Here is a 25,308-nt window from a genome sequence, read left to right as displayed (position 1 = left end):
ATAATAACAGCTGTTATTATAGCTTGACCATTGGTAAAATATACTGGAGAGGCTTGTTAGGCCATGATGGCGAAAAGGCTGCTGTCTTTATGGATTACGTCATAGGAGGCTAGTCGAGCACTGGGGACATTATGACAGCGTCCCGTATGCAGTTCAAATGTCCATCCATGCATCGGACACTCAAGCTCACCGTTCTCCAGTTCTATCGTGTAACCGGAATGGGGGCAGACACTCGATAGCAGCTGATAAGTACCGTCAGCCTCTGTAAGAAAATAGGCTCTGCCTTGTACATGCACCTCCGCTGGGAAGGTTGTAAATTGATCTTTGGTTCCGAGCAGGATTTCTTTCATGATGGGAATCCCCTTTTTGCATAGAATAAGCTCATTTTGTAAGCTAACGTTCATTTTAACCCAAGTCTGAGGAGCAAGGCTACCATAAAGGAGAAATTAACAAATGACGACAACGAATTCCTTACAGCAAGCATTTCTGCAAACGGCTTATCCGATCGGCGGTCACGGCAAAAGAAATATTCAAGTGCTAAAAGAAGCTTTGAATCACTATGAAGATGAGCTGGACAGTGATCAATATGGCAAAGGGAAAGTGATTGAAGACTTCCAAGCGGAAATGGCTGCTTTCTTCGGCAAAGAGTCCGCCGTGTTTTTCCCTAGCGGCACGATGGCGCAGCAAATCGCTTTGCGAATTTGGTGCGATGCCAAAGGGGTCAAACGAGTAGCCTATCACCCTTTATGTCATTTAGAGATCCACGAAGAAGACGGGCTAAAGCAGTTGCATCACATTGAAGCCGTCTTACTGACAGATGAGGACAAACTGATCCGGCTCGAGGATGTACGTGAGCTGAAGGAGGATATCGCCTGCTTACTGCTGGAGCTGCCTCAACGCGAGATCGGTGGTCAACTGCCGGACTACGAGGAATTAGAAGCTATTTCGAGCTATTGTCGCGAGAAAGGCATCAAGCTGCATCTCGATGGTGCCAGATTGCTGGAGATTCTCCCTTATTACCAGAAGTCAGCAGCCGAGATATGCGCACTTTTTGATAGTGTCTATATGTCCTTCTACAAAGGGATTGGCGGAATCGCGGGAGCGGTTCTTGCCGGTGATGAGGCATTCACGCAAGAGTCCAAGATCTGGAAAAGGCGGCATGGCGGAGATTTAATCAGCTTATATCCCTATATTTTAAGTGCAGAATATTATTTTAAGCAGCGCCAATCGAAAATGGGTCAATACTACGAAGAAGCGAAAGAGTTGGCGGAACGATACAATCACTGTCATGCCGTTGAAACGCTGCCGCTGCTGCCGGTAACGAACATGTTTCATGTCCATATCCACGTTCCGAAAGAGGAGCTGGAAGCTATTCTGATCGCCATGTACGAAGCTTGCGGGGTAGGTTTAACTGCTTATCTCAGAGAAAGCGACGAATCAAGCTGTTCGTTTGAAGTATCACTGGGCGACCGGTATGGGCATATCCCTAAACAGGTGCTTGGCGATGCGTTTGAATGGCTGGATCAGACATTGCGGGCAAGGGTCGAATAGGTGAGCTTTGGGGAGTCGGCTTCGGCTTCGGCGTGAGGGTGAGAGTATGAGTATGCGTGAGAGTGAGAGAGTATGAGAGTATGCGTATGAGTGAGAGTATGTGAGTATGAGTATGAGTGTGAGTGTGAGTATGAGTGTGAGTGTGAGTATGCGTGAGAGTATGAGAGTATGTGTATGTGTATGTGTATGTGTATGTGTATGCATGTGCACGTGCATGGCAAGTCAGAAATGAGCTGAAACGGAACTGTGGTACGTTATTTGGCTTATAAGTGGTGAATCAGCAGGTCAGACGGAACTGTGGTCCCTTATTTGGTACATTTGGCTCTAAAACGAGTTGAAATTCCTAAATAGGGGACTCCAGTTCCTTTTCGCGTGTATATGCAGCTTGTTTTCATGAAATAGCGTATCGTAGTTCCTCCTCAGCTATAGAAAACACCTTAACCCGCCCAGAAGCCAAGGGTGAAAATGAAATCGTACTGTTCGTTTAGAAGCTACTCAAAAACCCGACAATGATCTTAGGAGGTGTTGTCGTGTTATTCACTTCGATTAAACCGATGCTCGTCGCTAGCGGGGATGAGGCTTTTGATGATGATGATTATCTGTTTGAACCCAAGTGGGATGGGGGACGGATTCTCCTCCACAAGCAAGGGGAGCGTATAGAGGCTTATACACGTGATGGACAATTGGTGACAGCCAAATTTCCTGAATTAAAGGAAGTGGCGAAATCCATCAAAGCTTATGCGGTTATTTTGGACTGTGAGGGGATTGTGTTGCGGGGCGGAAGGCCTGTCTTTGATGATTTTGCCTATCGTGGTCGAATCAGTCTTTCAGCTAAAATCAAACAGGCGGTCCTCACCCATCCAGCTGTATTCGTTGCCTTCGATATCTTGCTTGCTGAGAAAGAATGTTGGAATGAGCCGCTGAGCGAAAGGAAAAAGCGCTTGTCCGCTATCGTCGATACTTCGTCAAGCCTGATGGCTACGATGTCTGTTGAAGGCAAGGGCACGATACTTGCAAGTTTAATGAAAGAACGCAACATGGAAGGGATCGTCGCCAAGCGTAAGAATTCAAAGTACATACAGGATACGGTAAGCCCAGATTGGTTGAAAATAAAACATGACAAAACGATTGATGTAATGATTCTCGGATACCGCGAGGAACCTTTCTCGTTAATCATCGGGTTAAATTTTAGGACAGTGAAAAATAAGCCAGTTGGTCTGGTTTCAGACGGTTTTAGCCAGGCGGACAAGGATTTGATCCTTTCTTTAAGCAAAGAGCTGCATACCGTCAAAGAAGTGAAGACGCAGTGGATTAGGCCGGAATTGTGTTGTAGGATCGATTATCGGGATCGAACAGACACGCATCAGTTAAGAATGACCGTGTTCCGCGGTTTGTTACGGGATAAGAGGTCTGAGGAATGTGTATGGGAAAGCTAAAAGTCCGCCAATGGAAGTGATCCGATGGGGGACTTTGATTTTATGAAGCGGGAGATTATTTCGATTTTGAGATGCTGGGAATGATGTCCTTGCGTCTGTAAACACTTAGAATAACGCCGATAGCGGCGAATTGAAAGACGCCATGAGCGCCCTGATAGCTGATAAAGGGAATTGAGAAAGAGCTTAGCGGCGCCCATCCAAACGACATGAGCATAGGCCAAATAAACTGAATCACAAATAGAGCAAGTAGACTAGAAATCAAAGCTTTCCCGTAGGGGTCGTGCACCTTTTTGCTGATTTGCAGCGAATGGAAGATGAATAGAATGACCAACATTAGGATCAAGATGCCCGCAAGCCATCCGAAGCAATAGATGAGAAACGGGAACATCATAGTGGAATGAAATTCAGGCAGTGTGTTGAGTGATGCCCCGAAGCCATGTCCCCACCAGCCGGCGGATTCGATCGCTTTTTTGGATTGGTTGAGGACATAGTTGGTTCCTAGTGGATCTTCGTTTGGATTTAAAAAGGCGGTCAAACGCCCAATACGATAAGAAAGGTAAGTTTCTTTTAGCATTACGAACAGTATGGTTCCAAATAGCAAGCTAATATGGGCAAGAAAGATGCTTCGTTTTGTTTTTAATACAAGCAGCATAACCATGCATCCCACAATAAAGATCACAAAATCTACGATGGAGTGTGCTTTTAGGATAATAATACTGGGAAGTATAACGATGCCAAAGTTAATCCAAACCTTACGAGCCATTGAGCGGATGAACGATTCGTTGCTTTTTACTTTGGATGAAGTGCTCCATATGCCTGCTAATGACAGCAAGATGAAGTAGGGGGAAAGAGAGACGAAATTAAGAGCTATTACTCCGATTTGCAAATAACTATGTAACCCGTTTACCCTGCCTCCCGTCATGATGGCGTAAAGCAGGAGAAGAAGTGTTCCGAAGTATAAAGTCCACGAGTATTTGGCTAGTTTCTGATAGTTTGCAAAGCTAATGGTGAGCATGAGTGCTACGCCAACAATCGTATAGATAACTTGCTTCATACCAATCTGATTAAAGGGTATTCGTTCGCTGAGCGAGACTTGAGCGGCAAAAACGGCGAGAAGGCCAAACAGCATAAACACAGCCATAAGGGCAAGCAGCTTCCAATCGGTCCGAGGCCGATGCACCTTGTGAAACTGTGCGCCTATCAATTCAGGAGCTCCCATCTGGCTGATGGCTTCTTGAATGGCCGTGTTCAGCGCAATCCCTTTGCTTAATTTCTCCTCAATGATATCTTGCAAGTGACTTTCAAGCTCCATTCGCACCTCGCGATGAACTTCTTTAGCCCGGATATGCGAGAGGACTTGCTTCAAAAACTCGCGGATGTTTTCCTCATATTTGAGCTGCATCATACGCCTCCCTCGCCAATCACGCGTTCAACGGTGCTGCGGAAAAGCTGCCATTCTTCCTTCTTCAGACCAAGTTCGGCCTTGCCGCTCTTCGTGATGCGATAATACTTCCGTTTGCGCCCCTCTTTTTCGTCCCAGTACGCTTCGACGTATTTCTCTGATTCAAGTGTATGAAGAATGGGATACAAAGTGCCTTCCTTAAGGGTGAAAACCCCATCCGTATGCGTCTCCATCTCTTTGGTCATCTCGTAGCCATACATGTCCTTGCGGTTCAAGAGCGTCAGAATGAGAATGACAGTACTTCCTTTCATAAGTTCCTTATTGATTTTCATGCGAGGGAGGCTCCTTTGTTTAAATATATAGATTATCTATGCATCGTATATCTATGTATAGTATAAAGATGACTTTTTAATTTGGCAAATAAAATATGTTAAAATAGATGATGAAGAAGCAAGACAACCAAAAAAATGATGAAAGACGGAGGCATACGGAGATGAACCTTACTTTTCATGGCCAAAGCTGTATAGAGATTCGATTCAAAGAGCATGCGATCATCATAGATCCATTCTTGCGTCATAATCCTAAGGCGATTGTGAAGCCGGAAGACATCAAGGTAAGCTATATTCTGGTCACGCATGGTCATAATGACCATCTGGGTGATTCTTTAGAGATTGCTGAACGTAATCAAGCTACAATTATCGCTCCGAATGATCTTTGCCGATATCTGGCTTTTCAAGGGGCCAAAACACATCCGATGGGTATCGGAGGTTCGTTTGAGTTTCCTTTTGGTAAAATAAAAATGACACCCGCCCTGCACGATTCTTCCTATAACCCGCCGGGCACGCAAGAAAGCATTTATGCCGGAATGGCCAGCGGTTTTCTAATCCAAGCGGAGGGCAAAACGATTTATCACGCCGGGGACACAGGGCTTTTTGGGGATATGCAGCTCATCGGCAACTTACATAACATTGATTTGGCGTTCCTGCCGATTGGCGATAACTTCACCATGGGGCCTAGCGATGCTGTTATCGCTGCCCGTTTTCTGCAAGCCAAAATGGTTATTCCCATGCATTATGATACATTCCCGATTATTGAGCAGGACCCTCATGCTTTTGTACAAAGCCTATCTTCTGAGGGCATCAAGGGACAAGTTATGGAACCAGGACAAAGTTTGGAATTCTAAAATGAGTGAAAAGGGGATAAACCAGGATGTTTGAACATTTGGTCTCATTTAAATTTAAGCAGCCATTAGACGCACAGAAAGAGCAAGAGTTGATCGAAACCTTGTTAGCTTTCAAGCAGCAAATTCCCGGCATCGTTGAGATCACAGCGGGCAGCAATGAAACCGAAGAAACGGACCACATTCAGGGATATTCCATCGGTCTTCGCGTGACGTTTCAAGATCAAGAGTCATTGCGGCAATATGGCCCGCATCCGTTGCATCAGCAGTTCGTGAAATCCATTGATGGGTTGGTTGACAATGTGATCGTGATTGATTATCCAATCAAGAAATAGTCGGAATCAGGGGGATTAGGCGTGAGAATAGCTTTTATATCGGACATCCATGGGAACTCACTGGCGCTTGAAGCGGTATTGGCGGATATCACCCAGAAGCAGATTGATCAGATTTATGTGCTTGGAGATTTATGCTACCGCGGGCCAAATCCGAAACGATCCCTTGCCTTGATTCGTTCCTTGCAGACGCAGGTGATTAAAGGCAATGCCGATGAATGGGTGATTCGCGGCGTGAATCAAGGAGAAGTTCCTGAACAGGCTATTGCGATGATGAGGCAAGAACGGGAATGGACGGCAGCTCAGCTGGACTCAGCAGACATCGCCTATTTGGAAGATTTGCCCACCGAGTTGAAATTGGAAATTGAAGGCTTTAACATTCATGCCTTTCATGCAACGCCAGACAGCCTATTCGAGATCGTGCTGCCAGGCGCAGGCGATGAAGTCCTGAAAACCAAGCTGATGTCCGGCTCAGAAGCTGATGTCTACATTTATGCGCATATTCACAGGCCTTACATTCGCTATTTGGACGGTAAAACACTAATCAATGTGGGAAGTGTCGGACTTCCATTTGATGGGCTGCCCAAAGCCGCTTATGTGATCATTGACATTCAGCGAGGGAATCTCAGCACTTCCATCGAGCGCATTTCCTATCCCGTTGAAGAGGTCGTCAAGCAGTACGAAGAAGCAAACTACCCGAATGCGGAAATGATGATCAGCATAATTCGGAATGGTTTTGTCAAATGAAATTGGCAAGGGATAAGACAAAGGATAACCTTCTACTCCGCGTTAGCGTGGGGTTGGAGGTTATTTTAGTTTGTTTGAACTCGAGCAGTGGATGATGTTTATTTGGATTATTGTGTAAATTGTGTAATGAGTGTAAAGAGTATAGAGAGTTCGGCGTTGACTGGCTTGGATATTAGTTTGCGTGATTTGGACTTATGCGGAAAGAGGGTAGTCTGAAGTCTCAGAGGGATGAAAAACCTGCGATTGTGCAGGAATTTTTGGTGAAATCGCGCGGAAAATGAAAATGCCTGCAAAAATGCAGGCATTTTAAGCTTTTTCCTCCAGAAATGAAGAAAAGTCGCCAAAAGCATGCAGAATCGCAGGAATTTTCTTGAAAGTGTCGTTTTCAGGGGATAAAAGATGCATATTTGCAGGTTTATCATGTTCACTGCCAATTGCTTCAATCGTTTACTGCTTATCACTTCTCGCAGATTGCCGCTCTTTCCAGAAAAGGACAGTCAGCATACGTTCAACCCATTCTTTGTCATCATCGGTAAGCAGCACACCATCGAACATGAGCTCGTTATCCCGGAGAAAACGCCGCAAATTGACGGGATTGCTTTGGAAATTTTCGGTGGATGGCGAAGATTCCAGATAGCCGGCAATGTCCATAAGCTCGGAATAGGAAGTGTTGAGTCCCTCGGACAGCTTCATTAACACTTCGGGAGAGGGGATACCGCGATTCCCGTTCTCCAGCTGCGAGATATAGGCTGCGGAAACCCCTGAACGATCAGCAAGCTCGCGTATCGTGAACCCTTTTAATTTGCGCATATCTTTTAATTTATCGTAGAAATACATGGATTCTCACCCTCACAACAAAAGTAAACATTAGTAAACAATTTAATAGTAACAGTTTACTAAAGTAATTACAATTAGGAGGGGAGAAAATTTCATGTCTTTTATTCGTATTTTTTGAAAATAAGCACGGCGTTATGACCGCCGAATCCAAATGAGCTGGATAAGCCGTATTGAAGTGAAGCTCGTCTTGCAACAAGCGGCACATAATCCAAATCGCATACAGGATCCGGATTTTCCAAATTGATCGTAGGCGGGATCAAGTTGTCCTGCAGAGTTCTGATCAGCGCTACGGCCTCAACCCCCCCGGCTGCGCCAAGCATATGGCCAAGCATCGACTTATTGGCCGAGATGGGCACCTGGTAGGCAGCGCTGCCAAGCAGCTGCTTGATGGCCAGCGTCTCCGAGAGATCGCCAGCGATCGTGCTCGTCGCATGCGCGTTGATCGTGTTGATCTCCTCCGCCGCAATCCCGGCGTCCGAGACAGCATCGCGCATGGCTCGGAACGCCCCCGCGCCTGTTGGATCCGTCGCCACGATGTGGTAGGCGTCCGAGGTAGAACCATAGCCGACGACTTCGGCATGGATTTTGGCTCCTCGCCGCTCGGCATGCTCGAGCGACTCGAGCACGAGCACGCCGGCTCCTTCGGCGGAGACGAAGCCGTCCCGCTGCGCGTCGAACGGGCGGCTCGCCTGCTCCGGCGCGTCACAGCGCGTCGACAGCGCCGTCGCGTTGCCGAAGCCGGCCAGCGCTAGGTCGGTGACCGTCGCTTCGGCGCCGCCGGCAATGACGGCGTCTGCGCCTCCGCGCTGGATCAGCTTAAAGGCTTCGCCAATCGCATTATTGCCGGTGGCGCAAGCCGTAACTGGAGCGAGAGTCGGGCCCTTCGCCCCATACAAAATGCTGACCTGCGCTGCGGCCATATTAGCGATCATCATCGGCACCACCGTGGGGCTGACACGGCTTGGCCCACGGTTAAGCAGCGTGCGGTAATTGTCCAGAATCGTCTGAATCCCGCCAATTCCCGAACCGATATAGACGCCGACACGTTCCTCATTGCTTGCATCAATGACCAAACCTGCATCGTCTAAGGCTTGCTTGGCCGCGGCCACGGCGAATTGGCAGTAACGATCCATTCGACGCACATCCCGCCGCCCGACAGCGGCCTCGGCATCAAAATCTCGGACAACGCCTGCAAAGTCTGTTTTATAAGCGGAAACATCCATATGGTCGATTTTGGAGATGCCTGATTTGCCATTTGTCAGATTGCTCCAGAAAGTATCTACATCATTGCCTATCGGTGTAATAACACCCATGCCTGTAATAACGACTCGTTTCATTTCGTGTTCCTCCTTACGTGTTATGCTATTAGATTGTCACATATGTTATCCTATTACAAGTTATGGTTTATACTGGTATAATGACTGCTATGATTCATGTCCAAGGAGGAAAACGATGAATGCCAAGGAACGGCTTCAAGCCTTATCTGGGTTTCTGACAGCCCATCGAGCGAGAATTCAGCCTAGTGAAGCGGGCATCCTGAGTGGAGGGCGCAGACGAACTCCCGGCCTGCGCCGGGAAGAAGTGGCCGCAATAGCCGGGGTCTCTACAACCTGGTATACCTGGTTGGAGCAGGGCAGGGAAATTAAGATGTCGGTCCAAGTATTGGATCGTATTGCACTGGCTTTGCAGCTGAATGAAGATGAGCGTCAGTATCTTTTTATGCTCGCTCTTGAGCAGCCGGCACCAACCACCTTTGAAGATAAGCCCCCAACCATTAGCCCAGCACTCAGCAGGATTCTGAACGAGCTGCATGATTGTCCCACGATTATTTCGGATCGCAGATGCAACATTGTCGGATGGAATCAAGCGGCAGCAGCGATATTCCTCGACTTTGCCCTTATTCCTCCCGAACAAAGGAATATGATCTGGCTGTTGTTCACAAGAAAAGAATTAAAGACGTTGGCAGTGAACTGGAGTGATTTTGTTAAAGGTTTCCTTGCTATGTTTCGCTCTTATTACGGACAATATGTAGCCGATAACTGGTACAGCGAGTTTATCGAGAAGATAAGTGAGCAAAACAAAGATTTTCGTACGTTCTGGGACCAAAGCGACGTTAGCTCAGCACCGGAGGTATTCATTGAATTCCGCCATGCCAAAGTAGGAAAAATGCTGTTCGATTTGACGACGCTTCAAGTGCAGGGGCGAACAGATTTAAGATGCAGTGTGTACACACCGGCTCAAGATTCGGATACGGATTCCAAGGTGAGGCTTCTGCTGAGCAAGTTAAATGATCTGGATTAGGGGATGTTTTAGCAATGAGGGGCGTAAATTTCGCTATTCACAAGGAATCCAGAAATTCTCAAACTCTTAACTTTGATTACTAAGGTAAACAAATATGGTTGCATTAGTAAAAAATAATGGTATAATGGTTGCAAGGGGAACAGAATGAGAACGTGATAGTGATGAGACCACCACATCACATTGAATTTGCTGTTTTACACATGAAGGAAAAGGGAGTAGGGGTATGAAAATAATGGCCAAAACCGATGAATTCGTTAAAGCAAGAGTTATAAAGGGATATTCCCAAAGAGAGCTGGCGAAGCATTCGGGATTAAGCCATGCTTATGTCAGCTTACTTGAAAGATCAATTAAATCTGTAGGGCCGGCAACTGCCAAAAAACTGAGTGACTTGCTAGGCAAAGATCTGGAGGACTTGTTCAAAATTGAGTTATTGTAAGTTCATTCAACCATTAAAGGGGTTTCCTATTCAATAAATAGGAGACTTCTTTTTTTCGGTGTTCCTGTGGGGACTTTCTTGGAGGCGCGGCAACGCTGCTGCTGGTGAAAACCAAAGTAGATAGGGTAGGTAGAGACTCAGTCCTAAAGGGATACGAGTAAAAAGAAGTTGCATTTTTCAAGAGGAAATGGTAAGAAGATGTATAAACATGGTGCATGACGGAACTAAAATGATACTTAAATACTAAGCGAAAATGGCGAATAAACAAAAGGGGCTGGGCAATGTCACAAGATTCTAAGGGACAAGCGAGTGCTGTTCATGATTTAAATGAGTATGGTGCTCGGGTAAATCGTTTAGTAGATGAATTTGAAAGTCATATTCACCAGCAATTGAATGAGGAATACGCACGGTCGACCAAATGGTCAGATAAACTTGCCGATAAGATAGCTTCTTTTGGCGGCAGTTGGAAATTCATTAATCTCTTTTTTTGCGTTCTTGCTTTGTGGATTATTATTAATTCTCTTTCTTTTACGAAAATGATACATTTCGATGAGTCTCCTTTTATACTGTTGAATTTGGTCTTATCCTTTCTTGCCGGCTTTCAAGCTCCGATCATCATGATGAGTCAAAATAGACAAGCGACTAGAGATAAAAAAGAGACGATGGTGGACTTTGCCATTAATTACAAAGCAGAGCAAGAAATTGGAGATATCCAAGGACATTTGCATAGACTGGAAGATGATTTTGCTGTATTTAGGAAAGAAGTGAAGGAAGACTTAGAGGCGATTAAAAGGCTGTTAGAAAGTAAATAAACGAAAAACTATCCAGCTGCTGGATAGTTTTTTTGGGTTGTGCGCCCTTATTTCACTAGTGTGATGTCAATCGACTTGCCATGTACGGTGTCAAATTCTACGGTCGTCGTCGTCCCGCTTGTGCTGATCACGCGCGCTTCGCTGCTGGCGGCTTTCAAACGCCATTTGCCGTTTAATAGGAGCGTGTCCTTTTTCATGGCGCTCGGACTCAGTTCTGCGGCAATCCGCAGATCGGGATCGGCCACGCTCAGCATGGCTTCGTTCGCGCTAATGGACTGAACCATCGCGATGATCGGATCGCTGCTGCTTAGAATCAATCCCTGGTTGACCGGCACACTGCTGTTAAATATGGCGTAACCGGTAATCTCCTTGCCCGGCTCCGTGTTTTTAACAATATGAGCATTGCTGTTTTTTTGCAGAACAGTGTATTGCATGTTGTTCGCGAAATTGGCCGTCCCCTGTGGGCCTGCCCCTACTTTGATGGCATACTCGTAGCCGGCCGATGCCGGTGCAGAACCATGATTGATATAGGCGGTCGTGTAATTGCCAGACGTATTTTTAGTGCCCGCGTTGTTCTTGGAATTTTGCCCCCCGCGCGTGATCACAGTGCCGGCCGCATTCGGCAGCACATAGCCATTGCCGTAAGGATCGACGATCCAAGCCGGGGTTGGACTCGTGATCGTACTCGTATACGTCGCGCTGACTACGGAGGTTGTTGAATTGAACCAAAATGGCATTGAGGTGCTAGGCATGTAGGATTGGAACAAGGTGGTTTCTGTATTGTGCGCGGAATCCATATTTTGAATATCCGAGCCTAAGCTGACAATTTTATCGCCAAAAAAGAAGGCCGATTTGTTCGCGCGGAAGCTGGGATCATAGACGGTATCATGCAGTTTCATGGCGAAAACGCCATATTTGTTTTGAGACGAAACGCCTCCTACGAATTTGCTGTCCGAATAAGAGTTCATCGGACCGTTAGTCGAAGCAAGTTCAGCCAGTGACAAGTGCTGCACCGTCGTACCTGGCCAGCGGTTCCAATCCCATCCGTTTTCTACATTTATCCCGCTTTCGATAATTCCAGACGTCAGTCCATTCTGTAGAATTTGCATATTGCCATAATTTTGATATCGGCCGTATATATTTTGATTGTCAGAGGCTTCGAAGTCCCAGGCATAGTAGCTCCAACCTTTAATTCCGACTAGACGGTCATTAATTCGGTTAACGGCCATTGCGCCGTACGGCATGACCCAGTACCCTTGCGGATTTGCCTTCGCAGCGAAACCTGCCTTCGCCAGGTTGTCTGCGAGCTGCAGACCGCCGAGCGTATCCAGATACTCAACGCCGTACGAGTCGGATTGTCGGAAAAGGCCTTGCAGTACTTTGGATTGCGGGTCCCACAGTCTCATGAAAGTCGAGGCGAGTTCCGTGTCTATTGGAGTTGTGGCCATAGCTAGATAGGCGTATCCCTGTAGGCTCGTAAGCGGGCTTGTTGCTGCGGGGAAACGTCCGGTCGCACCGACAGGCATGGCATATTTATTGGAGGCCAGCTCCAGTGTGAGCAGTGCTTTTTTGATATTATTGAATACGCTGTCGGACAGGGCATAAGGAGTTCCGCTCAGGAAGTAAGCGATCAAGGCCGTGTTGTGTATCGCATGATCGCCATATGCATTCAAGTACACTCCTTGATGATGGAAAAGCGTCCCGTCAGGCTTGATCGTATCAGCGAGTCCAGGCGCAATTTGGAGCGCTTGCTCATACAAGCCGACGAGGCCAGTCATGTACTGAACCTTCTTCGGCGTATTATCCATGCCCAGAACATAAAGCAGATCGTACATGAATTTTGTTCGCATTTCGTCCGCTGTCGTCTCCACATAGACGGAGTTGTCGAACGTTTTGCCGAAATTGGCGTACCAGAAGATCGTGTTCAGTTCTCGATTGAAGATCCCTGCCGCCTTCAGCTCATTGCGCATGAGATAAATCGTATGGAAATACCCGCTGTTGTTGTTCGCTTCATGATCCTGTGTGCCAATCGAACTGCCTTCAGCCCACCCTTGGTCGTTCATATAATCGAGTACATCGAGCACTTTTTGTTTGCTTGCTGCATTGCCATTGATCTTGTAATCGAAGACGAGCGGCAGCAGCACGGTTTTGCTGACATTGTCGCCAAATTTGGGCGAATGCGGGTCTGCGTTGGCGTACAGCGCTTCTCCAGTAATGGCGCCTCCTGGGTGTCTGACGATATGCAGCGCATTGTAAGCGGCAAGTCCATTGCGAATGAAATTTTGGAGGCCGTCATAACGCATTTTCAAAGGCCCGCTCAAGTTCGCATACTGGAGCGCATCGCCGTAAACCCACTTCTCATATTTGGTTGAGATCGTATTGAATGCATCGATATCCTGCTACGTAATGGTCGATGGCAGCGGCATCGTTGGCTGCTGTTGGCTGTAGTAGTAGACATTATCCCATGTGCCGCCGCCAACGTTAATGCCTGGCTTAGGCATCTGATAATCAGCCGACCTTCTCTGAACCATAGAAGCCGAAAATTCCAGATTGTCGAAGTAAAGACTCCCCGACGGCACCGAAGCGGGCGGAACGATCTGCATCGTCTCAAGCGCTTCGTTCGGATTTTGCGTATAGGCCGGATTCCTGCCTTCTTCTCTGAACTTGACCCAGACGGCCCGCCATCCCTTAAAATTCAGATTCATTTTGAAGGTGTAGTGAAAGATGCCGCTGTTAATTTCGGCCGTTTTGCCGAAATTGAATGTCACTTGATCTTGAACAGGATTCTCGTTGTAAATCCATAGTTTCATGCCGCCGGATTTGACGTTCGCTGCGGCTAGATTGGCAGGCTGCGTGTCGCGCAGCTTGGAACCATTCGACCACGTCCACTGCATGGACTGACTTCCGTGTTTGTAATGTTTGCTGGACAGCGCCGTAGTGCCGCCGTTCTCCACGCTCCAGGTCGAAGGCAGCGCAGGAGCCTCAAAGGATTCCGTCTTGGAGTAATCGTCGGCAGCGAACGTTCTCTCGGGAAATGCCTCCAAGCTTGATGCGGTAAGCAGCGCCGCAGCCAGAAGCCGCATCCCATGTTTCCTTCCTTTTGATACGGTTGAGTTCATCATAAATTCCTCCTTAGATTTTTTTATGATAAAGGCCATTTTTTGCCGAGCGGAATACTGTACATTCCTTCGAGGAATGAGCCTCTATTCATCTGGCTTGAATTCGCTTGGGCAGATCAATCTCCTTTGCAAGTAGATATGTCTTGATTATCGGATATAATTTTCCAGTTTGTTATAAAATTTCAAAAATATCAGAAAATGCATAATTATACCTAAAATTAGTTCGTGTTTCCTAGTCTCTTATAGAAAGAAGAAGGTCCCTAGATTAAGAGTTTAGAGGTTGAAAAAAACCTTGCGCAAAATGTCGAATGAACAGGTCTTTTCTCCTATAGCAACTGAGAATTTTGCGATTTTTACAATTTTTTTACATGTTGATCATACATCTATCATCAATGTCAAGTAAGTTGGAAGAGAGCTTTTGCCCAAATGAAAAGAAGTAGACGGAGGTTTCCATCCCATGAGGAAGTACAGTTCACTCAAAAGCACAGCAATCATCGCAGTTGTAACTGCGATAACCGTCTCTATTGCGGGCTGCAGTACGCCGGCAAGCACCCCCAAACCGGGGGCAAGCGGTCGATCAGGCACACGTCAAATGACCGTCGAAACACAAGCCGTTAAGTTGTCGGATATCGGTGGCGGACAAATCTTTACTGGCGCAATAACACCTGCATTCACAACGAATCTGTCCTCGAAGGTCAATGGTCGAATGACTGCCCTGGATGTGACGGTTGGGGAAAAGGTGAAGGTCGGTCAAGCTTTGGCGCATATCGACACAACAACGCTGCAACAATCCGTCGAGCAAACCAAAAGTGAAGTTGCTTTAAGTCAAGTCCAATACAACAAGGTTATCAATGATCAAGCCAATAGTCTGGCTTCTGCTCAGAAAGCACTTGCGGTTCAACAAGCTGCTTATGAGAAAACGATTAATGATCAGAAAAATGCGGTAGCTCTAGCTCAAACTCAGCTTAATAATGCCATTACGACGCAGCAAAATGCGGTTGAAACTGCGAAACAAGGGGTTTCTTCGGCTCAAGTGGGATTCACCAAGGCCCAAGCCGATGCGGCGACTGCGGTAACCGTTGCCCAAACGAATTTGAACTCGCAGCTGGATAGTTTATTAACAACTCAGAATAACAATATAGATACATATCAATTAAACGTACAGCAGGCTGTAGCTGCTTATAATACAGCAGCTCAATCTGGGAAAGACATCGACAGTGCTTTCGCGAAGTTGCAAACTACCCAATTGGCCTTGCAGCAAGCCCAGCAATCTCAATATAAGGATACGCAAACCGCTCAGCAATCCTTGACTAGCTTGCAGAATGCTTTGTTAACAGCTCAAAGCTCCCAAGCTGTTCAAGTTGCTCAAGAGAGTCTAAACTCTGCGCTTTTGGCACTGGCGAATACACAGGCGACATCAGCGGCTCAGCTAGATCTCAGTCGCACACAGCTTGCGCAGTCCCAATCAGCACAAGATATTAGCAAAAACAGTGCGGAAGCTACTTTGGAGCAATCCAAGCAAGCGCTAAAAACAGCACAGTCTACGGATGCCCTGCAAGTAAGTGCAGCGCAGCTTCAGCAATCTCAAACCAAATTGAAAATTCTGAGCGAGCAGCTTGAGGACGGTGTGTTGACGAGTCCCGTCGAGGGGATTGTCAGTGCCATCCTCGTTCCTGTCGGGCAGAATACGGGCCAATCCGCCGTCATGTCGATAGCTTCAGTCGACCCGGTATTGGCAACCGTGAACATATCGGAGGCGTCCATCGGCAAAATTAAGACGGGCTTATCCATGGCAGTCAAAATCCCGACATTGAATAAATCCTTTGACGGGACCGTGTATGCCATTCATCCAACGATGGACCCTACTTCCAAATCATTTTTGGTCGATATTAAGATAAATGATGGTAATCATGAGGTCCTTCCGGGCATGTTTGCGGAATCCTCGCTCAAAAGCGAAGGCAAGCAATCCATCGTAGTGCCAGCTGATGCTGTATTGAGTCAGCCAAGCGGAAATGCTGTGTACATCGTCAAAGATGGCAAAGCTTCCAAAGTGCTGGTTAAAGTAGGCGTAATGACAAGCTCATCTTTTGAAATTACGAGCGGACTTCAAGTCGGAGACGAGCTAGTCGTCAAAGGACAAGAGCTGCTATCGGATAATGTTCCTGTTCAGATTAATCAACCAGGACAAGGGGCAGGCCAGAGCCGAAATGGCGGCCAAGGAGGTCAAGGAGGTCAAAGCAGCCAGGGCGGTCAAGGCAAATCTGGCGGTCAAACCGGTCAAAGCGGACAGGGAGGCGGCCAAGGGCAAGGTCGAGCTGGCGGCCAAGGAGGTCAGAGCGGTCAAGGCTCGCAAGGCAAGGCAGGGGACGCAGCGAGTCCCAAGCCGAGCAGTTCTAGCACGGATTCGAAAGCGGGGGCTGGACAGTGAAATTAGCTAATTTCTCCGTTCATCGTCCTGTCACTATTCTAATGATCATGATCGCACTCGTGATTGTGGGATCCATTGCGGTTCCGCTCTTGCCAGTGGATCTTTATCCAAACCTAGAAATCCCTTCGGCTACGGTATCGGTGTCTTGGAGCGGTGCTTCTCCTGGGCAAATTGAACAGCAAATTACGAAGCCGATTGAGAACGCGATGGCTACGGTTACGGGCGTAACGAGTATTTCATCTAACTCTCGAACGGGATCGAGCAACGTGACGCTGCAGTTTAATTATGGAACCAATATTGATCAGGCGACATTAACGATGCGAGACAAGCTGGACCGTGTTCGAAGGCAGCTTCCTTCCGATGCGGATGCGCCGGTTGTATCGCGTGTTGACCCGAACAGTACGCCAATTATGACATTAGCCTTGTATGGCAAAACGGATCTGGTAACCTTACGCGATATTGCTGACAATATTGTGAGTCCGGATGTTCAGCGTTCGGATGGCGTTGCATCCGTCGGTGTTACCGGCGGGCGTGTTAGACAAATTCAAATTCTTGTTGAACCAAGCCGTTTGCAGCAATACAATATTTCATTCAGCACGCTGGTATCAGCTCTGGGGAATGATAATTCATCGACAGATGCCGGACTTGTCAATAAAGGCAGTCAACTGGTGCCTTTGCACATAGATGGAGATTTCAAATCCATTGCTGACATTGGTAAGGTTCAGGTACAACTGGGCAGGGGACAAACGATTGCGCTCAGCGAGCTTGGCAAAATCATTGACACGTATCAAGATGTTACGCTCGAAGCACGCAAGGACGGAGAAGTCAGTGTCAGTTTGTCTGTGCTGAAACAATCCGATGGCAATACGGTTTCTGTATCCAGCAACATTCAGCAGTCGCTTCAAGAGATACAGTCTAAGCTTCCAGAAGGCATGCATATTGCGGTTTTGAATGATTCAGCCAAATTTATTCGCGATTCCTTGCGCACTGTTGTTGAACATACTTTGCTTGGCGGTGTTTTCTCCGTCATCATTTTGTTGTTTTTCTTGCGAAGCGTCAGGGCCACGCTGATTATCGGCGTTGTTATTCCGATCTCGATTATTAGTACATTTAGTATGATGTATTTCAGTCATCAAACCATAAATACCATTACGCTTGGCGGATTGGCGCTTGGTTTAGGCTCGCTTGTAGATTTCGCGGTCGTTGTGCTAGAGAGCATTTTCCGCAAAAGGCATGAGGGCTTGTCACCGGAAGAAGCGGCCAAGGTGGGGACAGCCGAAGTTGGCACAGCGGTTATGGCGTCCGCGCTTGCGCAAATTGCTGTTTTTGCGCCTACCGCTTTCATCAGTGGCTTAGTAAAGCAATTTTTCTGGCCAATGGCGCTTGTCGTCTGTTTTTCTCACATCGCGGCATGGTTTGCAGCTGTGACACTCGTGCCTATGCTAGCGGCCAAAATTTTGCGGAAGAAAGTCGATGAAGAGCTTCCAGCCGGTAGGTCCTTCAATCCCTTGATCTGGTTCGGTCGAGGCATGGAACGTGTCACCGGCGTCTACGGCAGGCTGCTTAAATGGTCTATGCTGCACCGCTGGGTTATTATTTCGATCACTGTGATTCTTTTTGCAGGCAGTGTGTATTCGGTACGGTTTGTCGGCAGCGAATTAACGCCCAAAACAGATCAAGGGCAAGTCAATTTAAATATTAACCTGCCGCAGGGTACAGACTTTGCCGTGACGAATCAGGTCGCAACAACACTTGAGACCAGATTGAAGGATGTACCGGAGATTGACTCTGTCTTTACCTCTGTCGGGTCTGCGGGTGGCGGCGCCTTCCAGTCCGCTGCGACGAATACAGGGAGTATTCAAATTAGACTGAAACCGCTTAGTGAAAGAAAGAAAACGACGGATCAAGTGGCCGAACAAATCAGAACGTTGACTACGGGCTTTGCCGGCGCACAGATTGGTGTGAGCGTTCCAGCAGGGGTTCGTCTGCCAGGCCTTGGCGGTGGCGGAAACTTCGGCGGTGGCGATATTCAAGTCAATTTATCCGGGCCGGATTTAGCCGTTTTACAGAAATTGGGGGATCTGGTCGCTCAAGAAATCACTTCTGTGGATGGCACCAGAAACGTGCAAAACACATTGGATCGTTCGATTCCACAATTTAATTTGACGATTGACCGCGATGCCGCCGCGCATTATGGTGTTTCATTAAGAGATGTCATGTCGGCGCTGCGTACAGCTTATCAGGGAAGTGTAGCTACGCAGTTCAAAACAGCAAGCTCGCAAATTTCAGTGCTTGTTAAATACCCGAATGATTTTACGAATAAACTGGAAAATTTCAATAATGTCACGATCAATACAGCAGGCGGCACCGTTGTGCCTGTGAGTCTTATTGCCAAGGTGGAACCCGGAACGGGTCCTGCGCAAATTCGCAGACAAGATCAGAATCGGGTAGCAACGGTTCAAGCTTCCGTCTTTGGGGCTTCCGTTGGCGAAGTTTCCGCCTTAGTCAAACAAAAAATTGACGCGATTCAGCCGCCGGATGGCTATCAAGTTACATTGGGAGGACAACAGACCAGTCAAAACGATTCGTTTAAGAGCTTGTACTTGATCTTGCTCCTGTCCATTGCTTTGGTATACATGGTTATGGCGAGCCAATTTGAATCGTTGTATGGCCCTTTCATCATCATGTTCTCTCTGCCGCCAACCTTCGTTGGTGCGATACTAGGTCTTCTAGTCACACATCGGACCATTAATATGAACTCGATTATCGGTATGATCATGTTGATCGGGATCGTCGTTAATAATGCGATTGTTTTAATTGATTACACGAATCAACTGCGTGCCAAAGGAATGCCGCTGTTCGATGCTTTGCTGGAAGCTGGTAAAATCCGCCTGCGCCCTATTCTAATGACGACGGCAACTACGGTGCTTGCGATGCTGCCGCTGGTCATCGGGTTTGGGGATGGGGCAGAAACACAAGCTTCCATGGCGACAGTTGTTGCTTTTGGCTTGACCCTATCCACACTCATTACACTCGTTCTGGTTCCGGTCGTATACACCTTGCTGGATAGTTGGAAGGATGGCATCGCAAGAAGATTCAAACGCAAACCTGCAGCTTTACAGGAACAAACATCGACACCTTCCGTGTAAAAGCTAGGTGTATGATGGTACGAAACATGCTCAGTAGATGTTTATGAAGATAGCTTTCCTCAGGAGAGCTCTAAGGAGAAGGAACATGAAAACAGTGAAACGCAATGTTACTTTCTGGCTGCTTGGCTTTCTTTTGTTCAGTTCAATGACAGCTTTCTCGGTTTACCCCGGGAAGGCTTTAGGAGAAACGGTGAATCCTGCGGCCGGAACGGCAGGTATTCAGTCCGCTGCTATTCAGCAAATTGAAGGCGGAAAGGGCTTTACGGTCATATTGAAAAAAGACGGCACGGTTTGGACGTGGGGCAACAATCTTCGCGGAAAGCTGGGCGCCGGACTTAATAATCGCAACCAAGCTTCACAAATCAGCGGGTTGTCGGATATTACGGCTATTGCCGTCGGTCAGGCACATACGCTAGCCTTGAAAAAGGATGGAACGGTCTGGTCATGGGGCGAGAATACCTTCGGTCAGCTGGGAGACGGGACAACGATGGATCGTTTGGCTCCTGTGCAGGTCGCAGATCTCACGCATGTTTCGGCCATTTCGGCTGGCAACTTCCACTCGGTTGTGATCAAGGACGACGGAACAGCCTGGAGCTTCGGAGACAACACATACGGTCAGCTTGGAGACGGCACGAATACGGCTCAAAGCAAGCCTGTACAAGTAAAAGGCAACATCGCTTCCGTGAAATCCATTGCCAGCGGTGCTTACCATACTTTGGCGATTGATCAAGATGGTGTTGTTTGGGCTTGGGGCGACAATTTCTTCGGTGAGCTTGGCTACGGCTATGATCAGAACCGATTGAATACGCCTATAATGGCGACAAGCACCAACTGGCATATTACGCAGATTGCGGCCGGCTTCGACTTCTCCTTAGCTTTGAAGGATGACGGAACGGTATTAACTTGGGGCTTGATCAATTCAGACCCAGCATCGATGTATAGTGCAATTACGACCAATATGCAGGATGAGCACAAGTTTCCTGTTCTTGTGATAGGGCTAGATCATGTCACTCGCATTACGGCTGGGAATTCACATGCCGTAGCATTGAAGGAAGATGGCAGCGTCTATACGTGGGGCGACAATACATCCGGTCAATTAGGCGTGGGAACAGGTTACGATGGTCGAACATGGAATCAAACGTTCCCGAGCCAAGTGAATGGACTTCCCGAAATTACCAACATCGGAGTCGGCTCCAACTTTACATTTGCGATCGGCAAGGATGAGAGTTTATGGGCATGGGGCAGCAACAGCTACAGCCAACTGGGAGACGAGACTTTAAATAACCAAGCTTCTCCTATACAGACATTGGTTCGTAATTGGTTAAATCCACCGGTTCTTCAGCCAGGCGAAGGAACGGTCATGATTCATGATCCGAAATCACAGCCTTTGGCCGCTGGGGATAGTGATACTTTTGTCATTCATAATAATCGCGTATACGGCTGGGGCAGCAACTCATTTGGTCAATTAGGCGATGGAACTCGTACTGCTGCTCCTGCACCGAAAGTGCTGAATGTGGATAACATTGTTGCTGTTGATGCCGGAGACGCTCATACCGTGGCGGTTAAGGCGGATGGTTCTCTCTGGACATGGGGACAAAATTTCTTGGGTCAATTAGGGGATGGAACAACCAATTCAAGTTCCTCGCCGGTTCAAGTGAATTCCTTGAAGGGCGTAGTTGCCGCGGGTGCCGGAAGCAACCATACGATTGCGCTTTTGAATAATGGCTCAGTTTGGAGCTTTGGAGATAACACCTATGGCCAATTAGGTCATGACAAGACAGCTGCGACTAACCAAATTGTGCAGTTATCTCATATTGTGGCGATTTCCGCAGGCTCGAACTTTAATTTAGCCTTGGAAAATACCGGAAAAATCTGGGCTTGGGGAGACAATACCAGTGGACAGCTGGGGGATGGTACGCTGGCCGGCAAGCAGCAGCCTGTTGAAATTTCGGGTTTGACTGGTGTGATCGCCATGTCGGCCGGCAAGAACTTTGCACTGGCTTTAAAAGAGGATGGCACCGTTTGGGCATGGGGTTTCAACGGCTTCGGCCAGCTCGGGGACGGCACAACGACAAGTCAGAAAAAGCCAGTTCAGGTAGCGGCATTGCCAGCTGCTAAATCGGTTTATGCAGGTTCTTATCATAGCTTAGCGATAGATTCGGACGGCAAAGTGTGGGCTTGGGGCCAAAATATGTTCGGCCAACTTGGTGATGATTCCAAAAAGAATCAGAGCAAGCCCGTACAAATCAAAGGCATCGTAAAAGCGAGTGCAGCTGCCGTAGGTGGATATCACAATGTCATTAAAGACAGCAATGGTTCCATCTGGACATGGGGAGGCAATTACTCCGGACAACTTGGTAATAATCAACTCGTGAATCGCAGTCAGCCAACACTTGTTACGGGCTTTGCCGATAGCTTTAATGACTTGGCGGGACACTGGGCGAAGGATGCGATTGCTCAAGCAGCTGAGAAAGGGATCGTGAACGGTTACAGCGATGGCAGCTTTCTACCCGAGCGTGTTATCACCAGAGGGGAATTCGTCAAGCTGGCGGTTTCCGCGCTGCAGCTGCCGGTTTCTACTGACAACGTGAATGGGGCTTGGTACCAGCCCTATGTCAATGCGTTATTGAAGGCGGGCATCCTGCAAGTAGGTGATCTCCACGAGGGATGGGATCTTCCTATTACGCGTCAAGAAATTGCCGCAGTTGCTTTGCGAGCGGTGAGCCCGGCAATGCAAAAAAACAATACGGCGCTGGAACCGGGTTTTGTCATGAACGAGGCTGTTAAAAAGGGGATTCTGCAAGGCTTGAGCGGTGGCAACCTCGCGCCGGATGAGGCTACGACGAGAGCTCAGGCGGTTGTGGTTATTGAGCGTGTGGGAGATGTCCTACAAGGCAAACAATTGCCTATTGATCCCTTGGCGGCGGAGCAAACCAAAGGATAATCAGCTGAACCATGTGCGCTTCTTTCTGGAATCAGGTATACTTAAGCCTGCAGATGAAAAAGGGGTGACACGATGTTTACGATCACAAGTTATACCGTGGAATTGGTGAAAGATCCATTTCAGATTTTGACAGGCCAGCGATATGAGTTTCTCATTGACATTGAGGTAGAGGAAGATGATGAGCTGTATTCCGAAAGCGGGCTCTACATTCGCGTGATTTATAATGTGGAAGAAGCGAAATCAGGCCTGTTGAAATATGAGATTTATGAAAAAACGACGCAGCTCTATTTGGATTTTGAATTAGAAGATGAAGAGATTGCCAGCGTCGAGGCATTCTGCAAGGAGCATGTTCAGGAAGGCAATGAGTAAGCTTCCAAAACAAAACCTAGAGTGAACATTGTGCAGCGGGATCTAGGGTTCCACTGTGCAAGGCGCATATCAATCACAAATGCTAAAGCCTGCGATAGTGCAGGCTTTTTCAACGAATTCGTGCAAAAAGCTTAGAATTCCTGCGATTATGCAGGCATTTTAAGCTTTTCGATCTTGAAATCCAGAAATGGCTTCAAAAGCATGCAGAAATGCAGGAATTCGCGGTTGGGAGCTGCTTTCAAGCGCAAAAAGATGTATATTTGCAGGTTTCAAGAAGAGAATAGTTACAAAAAGCGAAGGCCGAGCTCAAGTCGTTTTTTTACTTTTGAGTCGGCCCTTTTTCATGTAAGATGGAGGTATGAAAGGAGGAATTATTCATGTTGGCATCTGTGTTTGTTGGCATTGTAGCAGTAGAGCATATTTACATATTGATTCTGGAAATGTTTCTCTGGACCTCTCCGCGTGGATTGAAAGCTTTCGGCCAAACGAAGGAGCAAGCTGAGCGGTCCAAGTCGCTTGCTGCGAATCAAGGCTTGTACAACGGTTTTCTAGCTGCAGGACTGATCTGGGGGATCGTTCACCCAGAACCGGCTATCGGCCGTTCCATTGAAATATTCTTCTTAATCTGTGTCATCATTGCTGCGTTATATGGCGGGGCTACGGCGAAGAGATCTATTTGGCTGGTGCAAGGGCTTCCTGCTGTTGTTGCTTTGCTTTTCGTTCTTTTATAATCGTTTATCACACTTGTATGACGAACCGAAATAACCAGAGAAGTCCATGATGTTATGGATTGCTCTGGTTATTTTGCCTATGAGAGATAGAGAGATAGAGAGATAGGTGAGGCTAGTCAGGCGATGCTGCTTTTGTGTCGAAGTGCAAGAAAGGCAACAAGAATGCCCAAGCAAGCAATTCCGGCATCAAGGAAGAAAGCCATGTGAATAGCAACATTTAAATCGGCGGCCGTCATCGATTCCATCGTCCCATTTGTCCCCATACTGGAAGAAATAATCGCCATAATGACCGCTAAGCCAATGGCCCCGCCAAGCTGCTGTCCAGTTGACACAATAGCAGATGCAACCCCTTGTTCATTCGGTTGGATGCCGCTGCTCGCTGCAATATACATGGTTGTGAATACGAATGCTTGACCGATCCCGATGATAACGATTCCTGGGAGAATCCCCCAAGCGGATCCCGATGCGGATAGTTGGGTGAGCAGCATAAAGCCAATGACGCCAAGCCCCATGCCGACGGCAATCGTGCCGGCAATTCCAACTGCTTTTACCATTTTATTGATAAGCTTAGCACCGAAGAAAGCACTTAGGGTCAGCGGCAGGAAGCTAAGTCCTGATTGAATGGCGGAGTAATGCAATACATCCTGCGTATACATCGTGAGGAAGTAATATAAGGTTCCAAAAGAAGCAGAAAATAAAGCAGCTAATAACGCGGCACCCGTTAAGCTTCGAATACGAAAGAGTCGGAAGGGAATCAAAGGCTCCTGTGTGCGCTGCTCGATTTTAATAAAAAAGAGAAGTGAAACGACACCGATTAGTCCGGGAATGATCGTTTTCATCGTTAACCAGCCTGCGACCGGAGATTGGATCAGATAATAAACAATGAGAATCATGCCAAGTGTGACGGAGACGGTGCCCGCAATATCATAATGACGTGTCTGTGCAGGTGTCTTACTTTCATTAAGTGCGATAGGCGAAAGAATCACAACAAGCAGAGCAACGGGCACATTGACGAAAAAAGTAGCTTCCCAGCCGATGTAGCTCGTCAGAATGCCGCCAAGAAGCAGTCCGACCGACAAACCAACGCCGCCCATGGATGCCCATACGCCAAGTGCACGGTTACGTTCCTGACCTTCTTCGAAATTGGACATAATCAGAGATAAGGTGGCTGGAGAAAGAAGCGCACCTCCCAATCCTTGGACGCCTCTCGCAATAATAAGCAGCAGCTGAGATTCAGCGAAACCGCCGAGAAGTGAACCTAGCCCGAAGAGACTCATGGCAATAATGAACATGCGCCTTCTACCCAATAAGTCGGATAGTCGGCCGCCAATAAGCAAGAATCCGCCGTAAGCTAAGGAAAAGGCGCTGATAACCCATTGCAAATGGTTGGCAGAAAAGCCTAAGTCAGCTGCAAGGGAAGGCAGTGCGACGAAAATAATGGTGTAATCAAGAGCCAAAACAAATTGAGAAATAGCAAGAAGCAGCAAGGCCAAGCCTTTATACGTACGTTGATGCATGAAACAACAACTCCTCT

The 25,308-nt window shown here is 47.5% G+C and carries 21 protein-coding genes; 13 read left to right on the top strand and 8 right to left on the bottom strand.

Annotated elements, in window-relative coordinates:
• Positions 1 to 56: 56 nt before the first annotated feature.
• On the bottom strand, positions 57 to 350 hold the full coding sequence (locus tag BC351_RS15930) for a Rieske (2Fe-2S) protein (RefSeq protein ID WP_079413734.1): 294 nt from the start codon (positions 348 to 350) through the stop codon (positions 57 to 59).
• 103 nt (positions 351 to 453) lie between these two features.
• On the opposite strand from BC351_RS15930, the gene BC351_RS15925 reads away from it, so the two are divergent.
• Complete coding sequence (locus BC351_RS15925; protein ID WP_079413733.1) at positions 454 to 1,551, top strand: threonine aldolase family protein; 1,098 nt, start codon at positions 454 to 456, stop codon at positions 1,549 to 1,551.
• Positions 1,552 to 2,081: 530 nt separating this feature from the next.
• Entirely contained in the window at positions 2,082 to 2,987 is a 906-nt protein-coding gene (locus BC351_RS15920; protein WP_079413732.1) for an ATP-dependent DNA ligase, read from the top strand.
• 55 nt (positions 2,988 to 3,042) lie between these two features.
• On the opposite strand, the gene BC351_RS15915 is transcribed toward BC351_RS15920, so the two are convergent.
• Together BC351_RS15915 and BC351_RS15910 are read right to left on the bottom strand one after the other, a co-directional pair.
• Positions 3,043 to 4,392 (bottom strand): FtsW/RodA/SpoVE family cell cycle protein, encoded by a 1,350-nt coding sequence (locus BC351_RS15915; RefSeq protein ID WP_079413731.1) that lies wholly within the window; start codon positions 4,390 to 4,392, stop codon positions 3,043 to 3,045.
• On the bottom strand, positions 4,389 to 4,721 hold the full coding sequence (locus BC351_RS15910; RefSeq protein ID WP_079413730.1) for a PadR family transcriptional regulator: 333 nt from the start codon (positions 4,719 to 4,721) through the stop codon (positions 4,389 to 4,391). Before BC351_RS15910 ends, BC351_RS15915 begins: the two co-directional genes overlap by 4 nt.
• A 161-nt stretch (positions 4,722 to 4,882) precedes the next feature.
• Between BC351_RS15910 and BC351_RS15905 the strand changes: the two genes are divergently transcribed.
• Genes BC351_RS15905 through BC351_RS15895 form a run of 3 tightly spaced genes read left to right on the top strand, consistent with a single transcriptional unit; the run spans position 4,883 to position 6,648 of the window.
• A complete protein-coding gene (locus BC351_RS15905) occupies positions 4,883 to 5,572 on the top strand; it encodes a metal-dependent hydrolase (protein ID WP_079413729.1) in 690 nt (229 codons plus the stop codon).
• Between the two features lie 26 nt (positions 5,573 to 5,598).
• Positions 5,599 to 5,904, top strand: a complete 306-nt coding sequence (locus BC351_RS15900; protein ID WP_079413728.1) for a Dabb family protein — start codon at positions 5,599 to 5,601, stop codon at positions 5,902 to 5,904.
• Between the two features lie 21 nt (positions 5,905 to 5,925).
• Entirely contained in the window at positions 5,926 to 6,648 is a 723-nt protein-coding gene (locus BC351_RS15895; protein ID WP_079413727.1) for a metallophosphoesterase family protein, read from the top strand.
• 447 nt (positions 6,649 to 7,095) lie between these two features.
• On the opposite strand, the gene BC351_RS15890 is transcribed toward BC351_RS15895, so the two are convergent.
• Positions 7,096 to 7,485 carry a helix-turn-helix transcriptional regulator gene (locus BC351_RS15890; protein ID WP_079413726.1) on the bottom strand — a complete coding sequence of 130 codons (390 nt, stop codon included), beginning with the start codon at positions 7,483 to 7,485 and terminating at the stop codon, positions 7,096 to 7,098.
• A 101-nt stretch (positions 7,486 to 7,586) separates the two neighbouring features.
• Positions 7,587 to 8,822 carry a beta-ketoacyl-ACP synthase II gene (gene fabF / locus BC351_RS15885; protein WP_079413725.1) on the bottom strand — a complete coding sequence of 412 codons (1,236 nt, stop codon included), beginning with the start codon at positions 8,820 to 8,822 and terminating at the stop codon, positions 7,587 to 7,589.
• A 115-nt stretch (positions 8,823 to 8,937) separates the two neighbouring features.
• Between fabF and BC351_RS15880 the strand changes: the two genes are divergently transcribed.
• From BC351_RS15880 to BC351_RS15870, 3 genes are all read left to right on the top strand, one after another.
• Complete coding sequence (locus BC351_RS15880) at positions 8,938 to 9,786, top strand: helix-turn-helix transcriptional regulator (protein WP_079413724.1); 849 nt, start codon at positions 8,938 to 8,940, stop codon at positions 9,784 to 9,786.
• 223 nt (positions 9,787 to 10,009) lie between these two features.
• Positions 10,010 to 10,222 carry a helix-turn-helix domain-containing protein gene (locus BC351_RS15875; protein ID WP_079413723.1) on the top strand — a complete coding sequence of 71 codons (213 nt, stop codon included), beginning with the start codon at positions 10,010 to 10,012 and terminating at the stop codon, positions 10,220 to 10,222.
• Positions 10,223 to 10,503: 281 nt separating this feature from the next.
• On the top strand, positions 10,504 to 11,034 hold the full coding sequence (locus BC351_RS15870) for a DUF1003 domain-containing protein (protein ID WP_079413722.1): 531 nt from the start codon (positions 10,504 to 10,506) through the stop codon (positions 11,032 to 11,034).
• Between the two features lie 47 nt (positions 11,035 to 11,081).
• Here the strand turns inward: BC351_RS15870 and BC351_RS15865 are convergent, their stop codons facing one another.
• Together BC351_RS15865 and BC351_RS43435 are read right to left on the bottom strand one after the other, a co-directional pair.
• Entirely contained in the window at positions 11,082 to 13,337 is a 2,256-nt protein-coding gene (locus tag BC351_RS15865; RefSeq protein ID WP_244209024.1) for a chondroitinase family polysaccharide lyase, read from the bottom strand.
• Between the two features lie 96 nt (positions 13,338 to 13,433).
• On the bottom strand, positions 13,434 to 14,156 hold the full coding sequence (locus BC351_RS43435; RefSeq protein WP_244209023.1) for a chondroitinase family protein: 723 nt from the start codon (positions 14,154 to 14,156) through the stop codon (positions 13,434 to 13,436).
• A 454-nt stretch (positions 14,157 to 14,610) separates the two neighbouring features.
• Here BC351_RS43435 and BC351_RS15860 point away from each other — a divergent pair, with 454 nt between their 5' ends.
• The 5 genes from BC351_RS15860 (at position 14,611) to BC351_RS15840 (ending at position 23,774) form a co-directional block, all read left to right on the top strand.
• Complete coding sequence (locus BC351_RS15860; RefSeq protein WP_079413721.1) at positions 14,611 to 16,581, top strand: efflux RND transporter periplasmic adaptor subunit; 1,971 nt, start codon at positions 14,611 to 14,613, stop codon at positions 16,579 to 16,581.
• On the top strand, positions 16,578 to 19,730 hold the full coding sequence (locus tag BC351_RS15855; RefSeq protein WP_079413720.1) for an efflux RND transporter permease subunit: 3,153 nt from the start codon (positions 16,578 to 16,580) through the stop codon (positions 19,728 to 19,730). The genes BC351_RS15860 and BC351_RS15855 overlap by 4 nt, the downstream gene beginning before the upstream one ends.
• 85 nt (positions 19,731 to 19,815) lie before the next feature.
• Positions 19,816 to 22,674, top strand: coding sequence for an RCC1 domain-containing protein (locus BC351_RS15850; protein WP_158082106.1), 2,859 nt, complete (start codon positions 19,816 to 19,818; stop codon positions 22,672 to 22,674).
• Positions 22,675 to 22,746: 72 nt separating this feature from the next.
• Positions 22,747 to 23,043 carry a DUF6509 family protein gene (locus tag BC351_RS15845; protein WP_079413718.1) on the top strand — a complete coding sequence of 99 codons (297 nt, stop codon included), beginning with the start codon at positions 22,747 to 22,749 and terminating at the stop codon, positions 23,041 to 23,043.
• 377 nt (positions 23,044 to 23,420) lie between these two features.
• Positions 23,421 to 23,774 carry a DUF1304 domain-containing protein gene (locus tag BC351_RS15840; protein WP_079413717.1) on the top strand — a complete coding sequence of 118 codons (354 nt, stop codon included), beginning with the start codon at positions 23,421 to 23,423 and terminating at the stop codon, positions 23,772 to 23,774.
• A 116-nt stretch (positions 23,775 to 23,890) separates the two neighbouring features.
• Here the strand turns inward: BC351_RS15840 and BC351_RS15835 are convergent, their stop codons facing one another.
• The gene (locus tag BC351_RS15835; protein ID WP_079413716.1) at positions 23,891 to 25,291 is read right to left on the bottom strand and encodes an MFS transporter; all 1,401 of its coding nucleotides are present in this window, start codon (positions 25,289 to 25,291) and stop codon (positions 23,891 to 23,893) included.
• Between the last annotated feature and the right edge of the window lie 17 nt (positions 25,292 to 25,308).

The organism is Paenibacillus ferrarius (assembly GCF_002027705.1).
Taxonomy (GTDB): Bacteria; Bacillota; Bacilli; order Paenibacillales; family NBRC-103111; genus Paenibacillus_E; species Paenibacillus_E ferrarius.
Note: the sequence above shows the minus strand (reverse complement) of the source record. Positions and strands in the feature narration are given on the sequence as shown.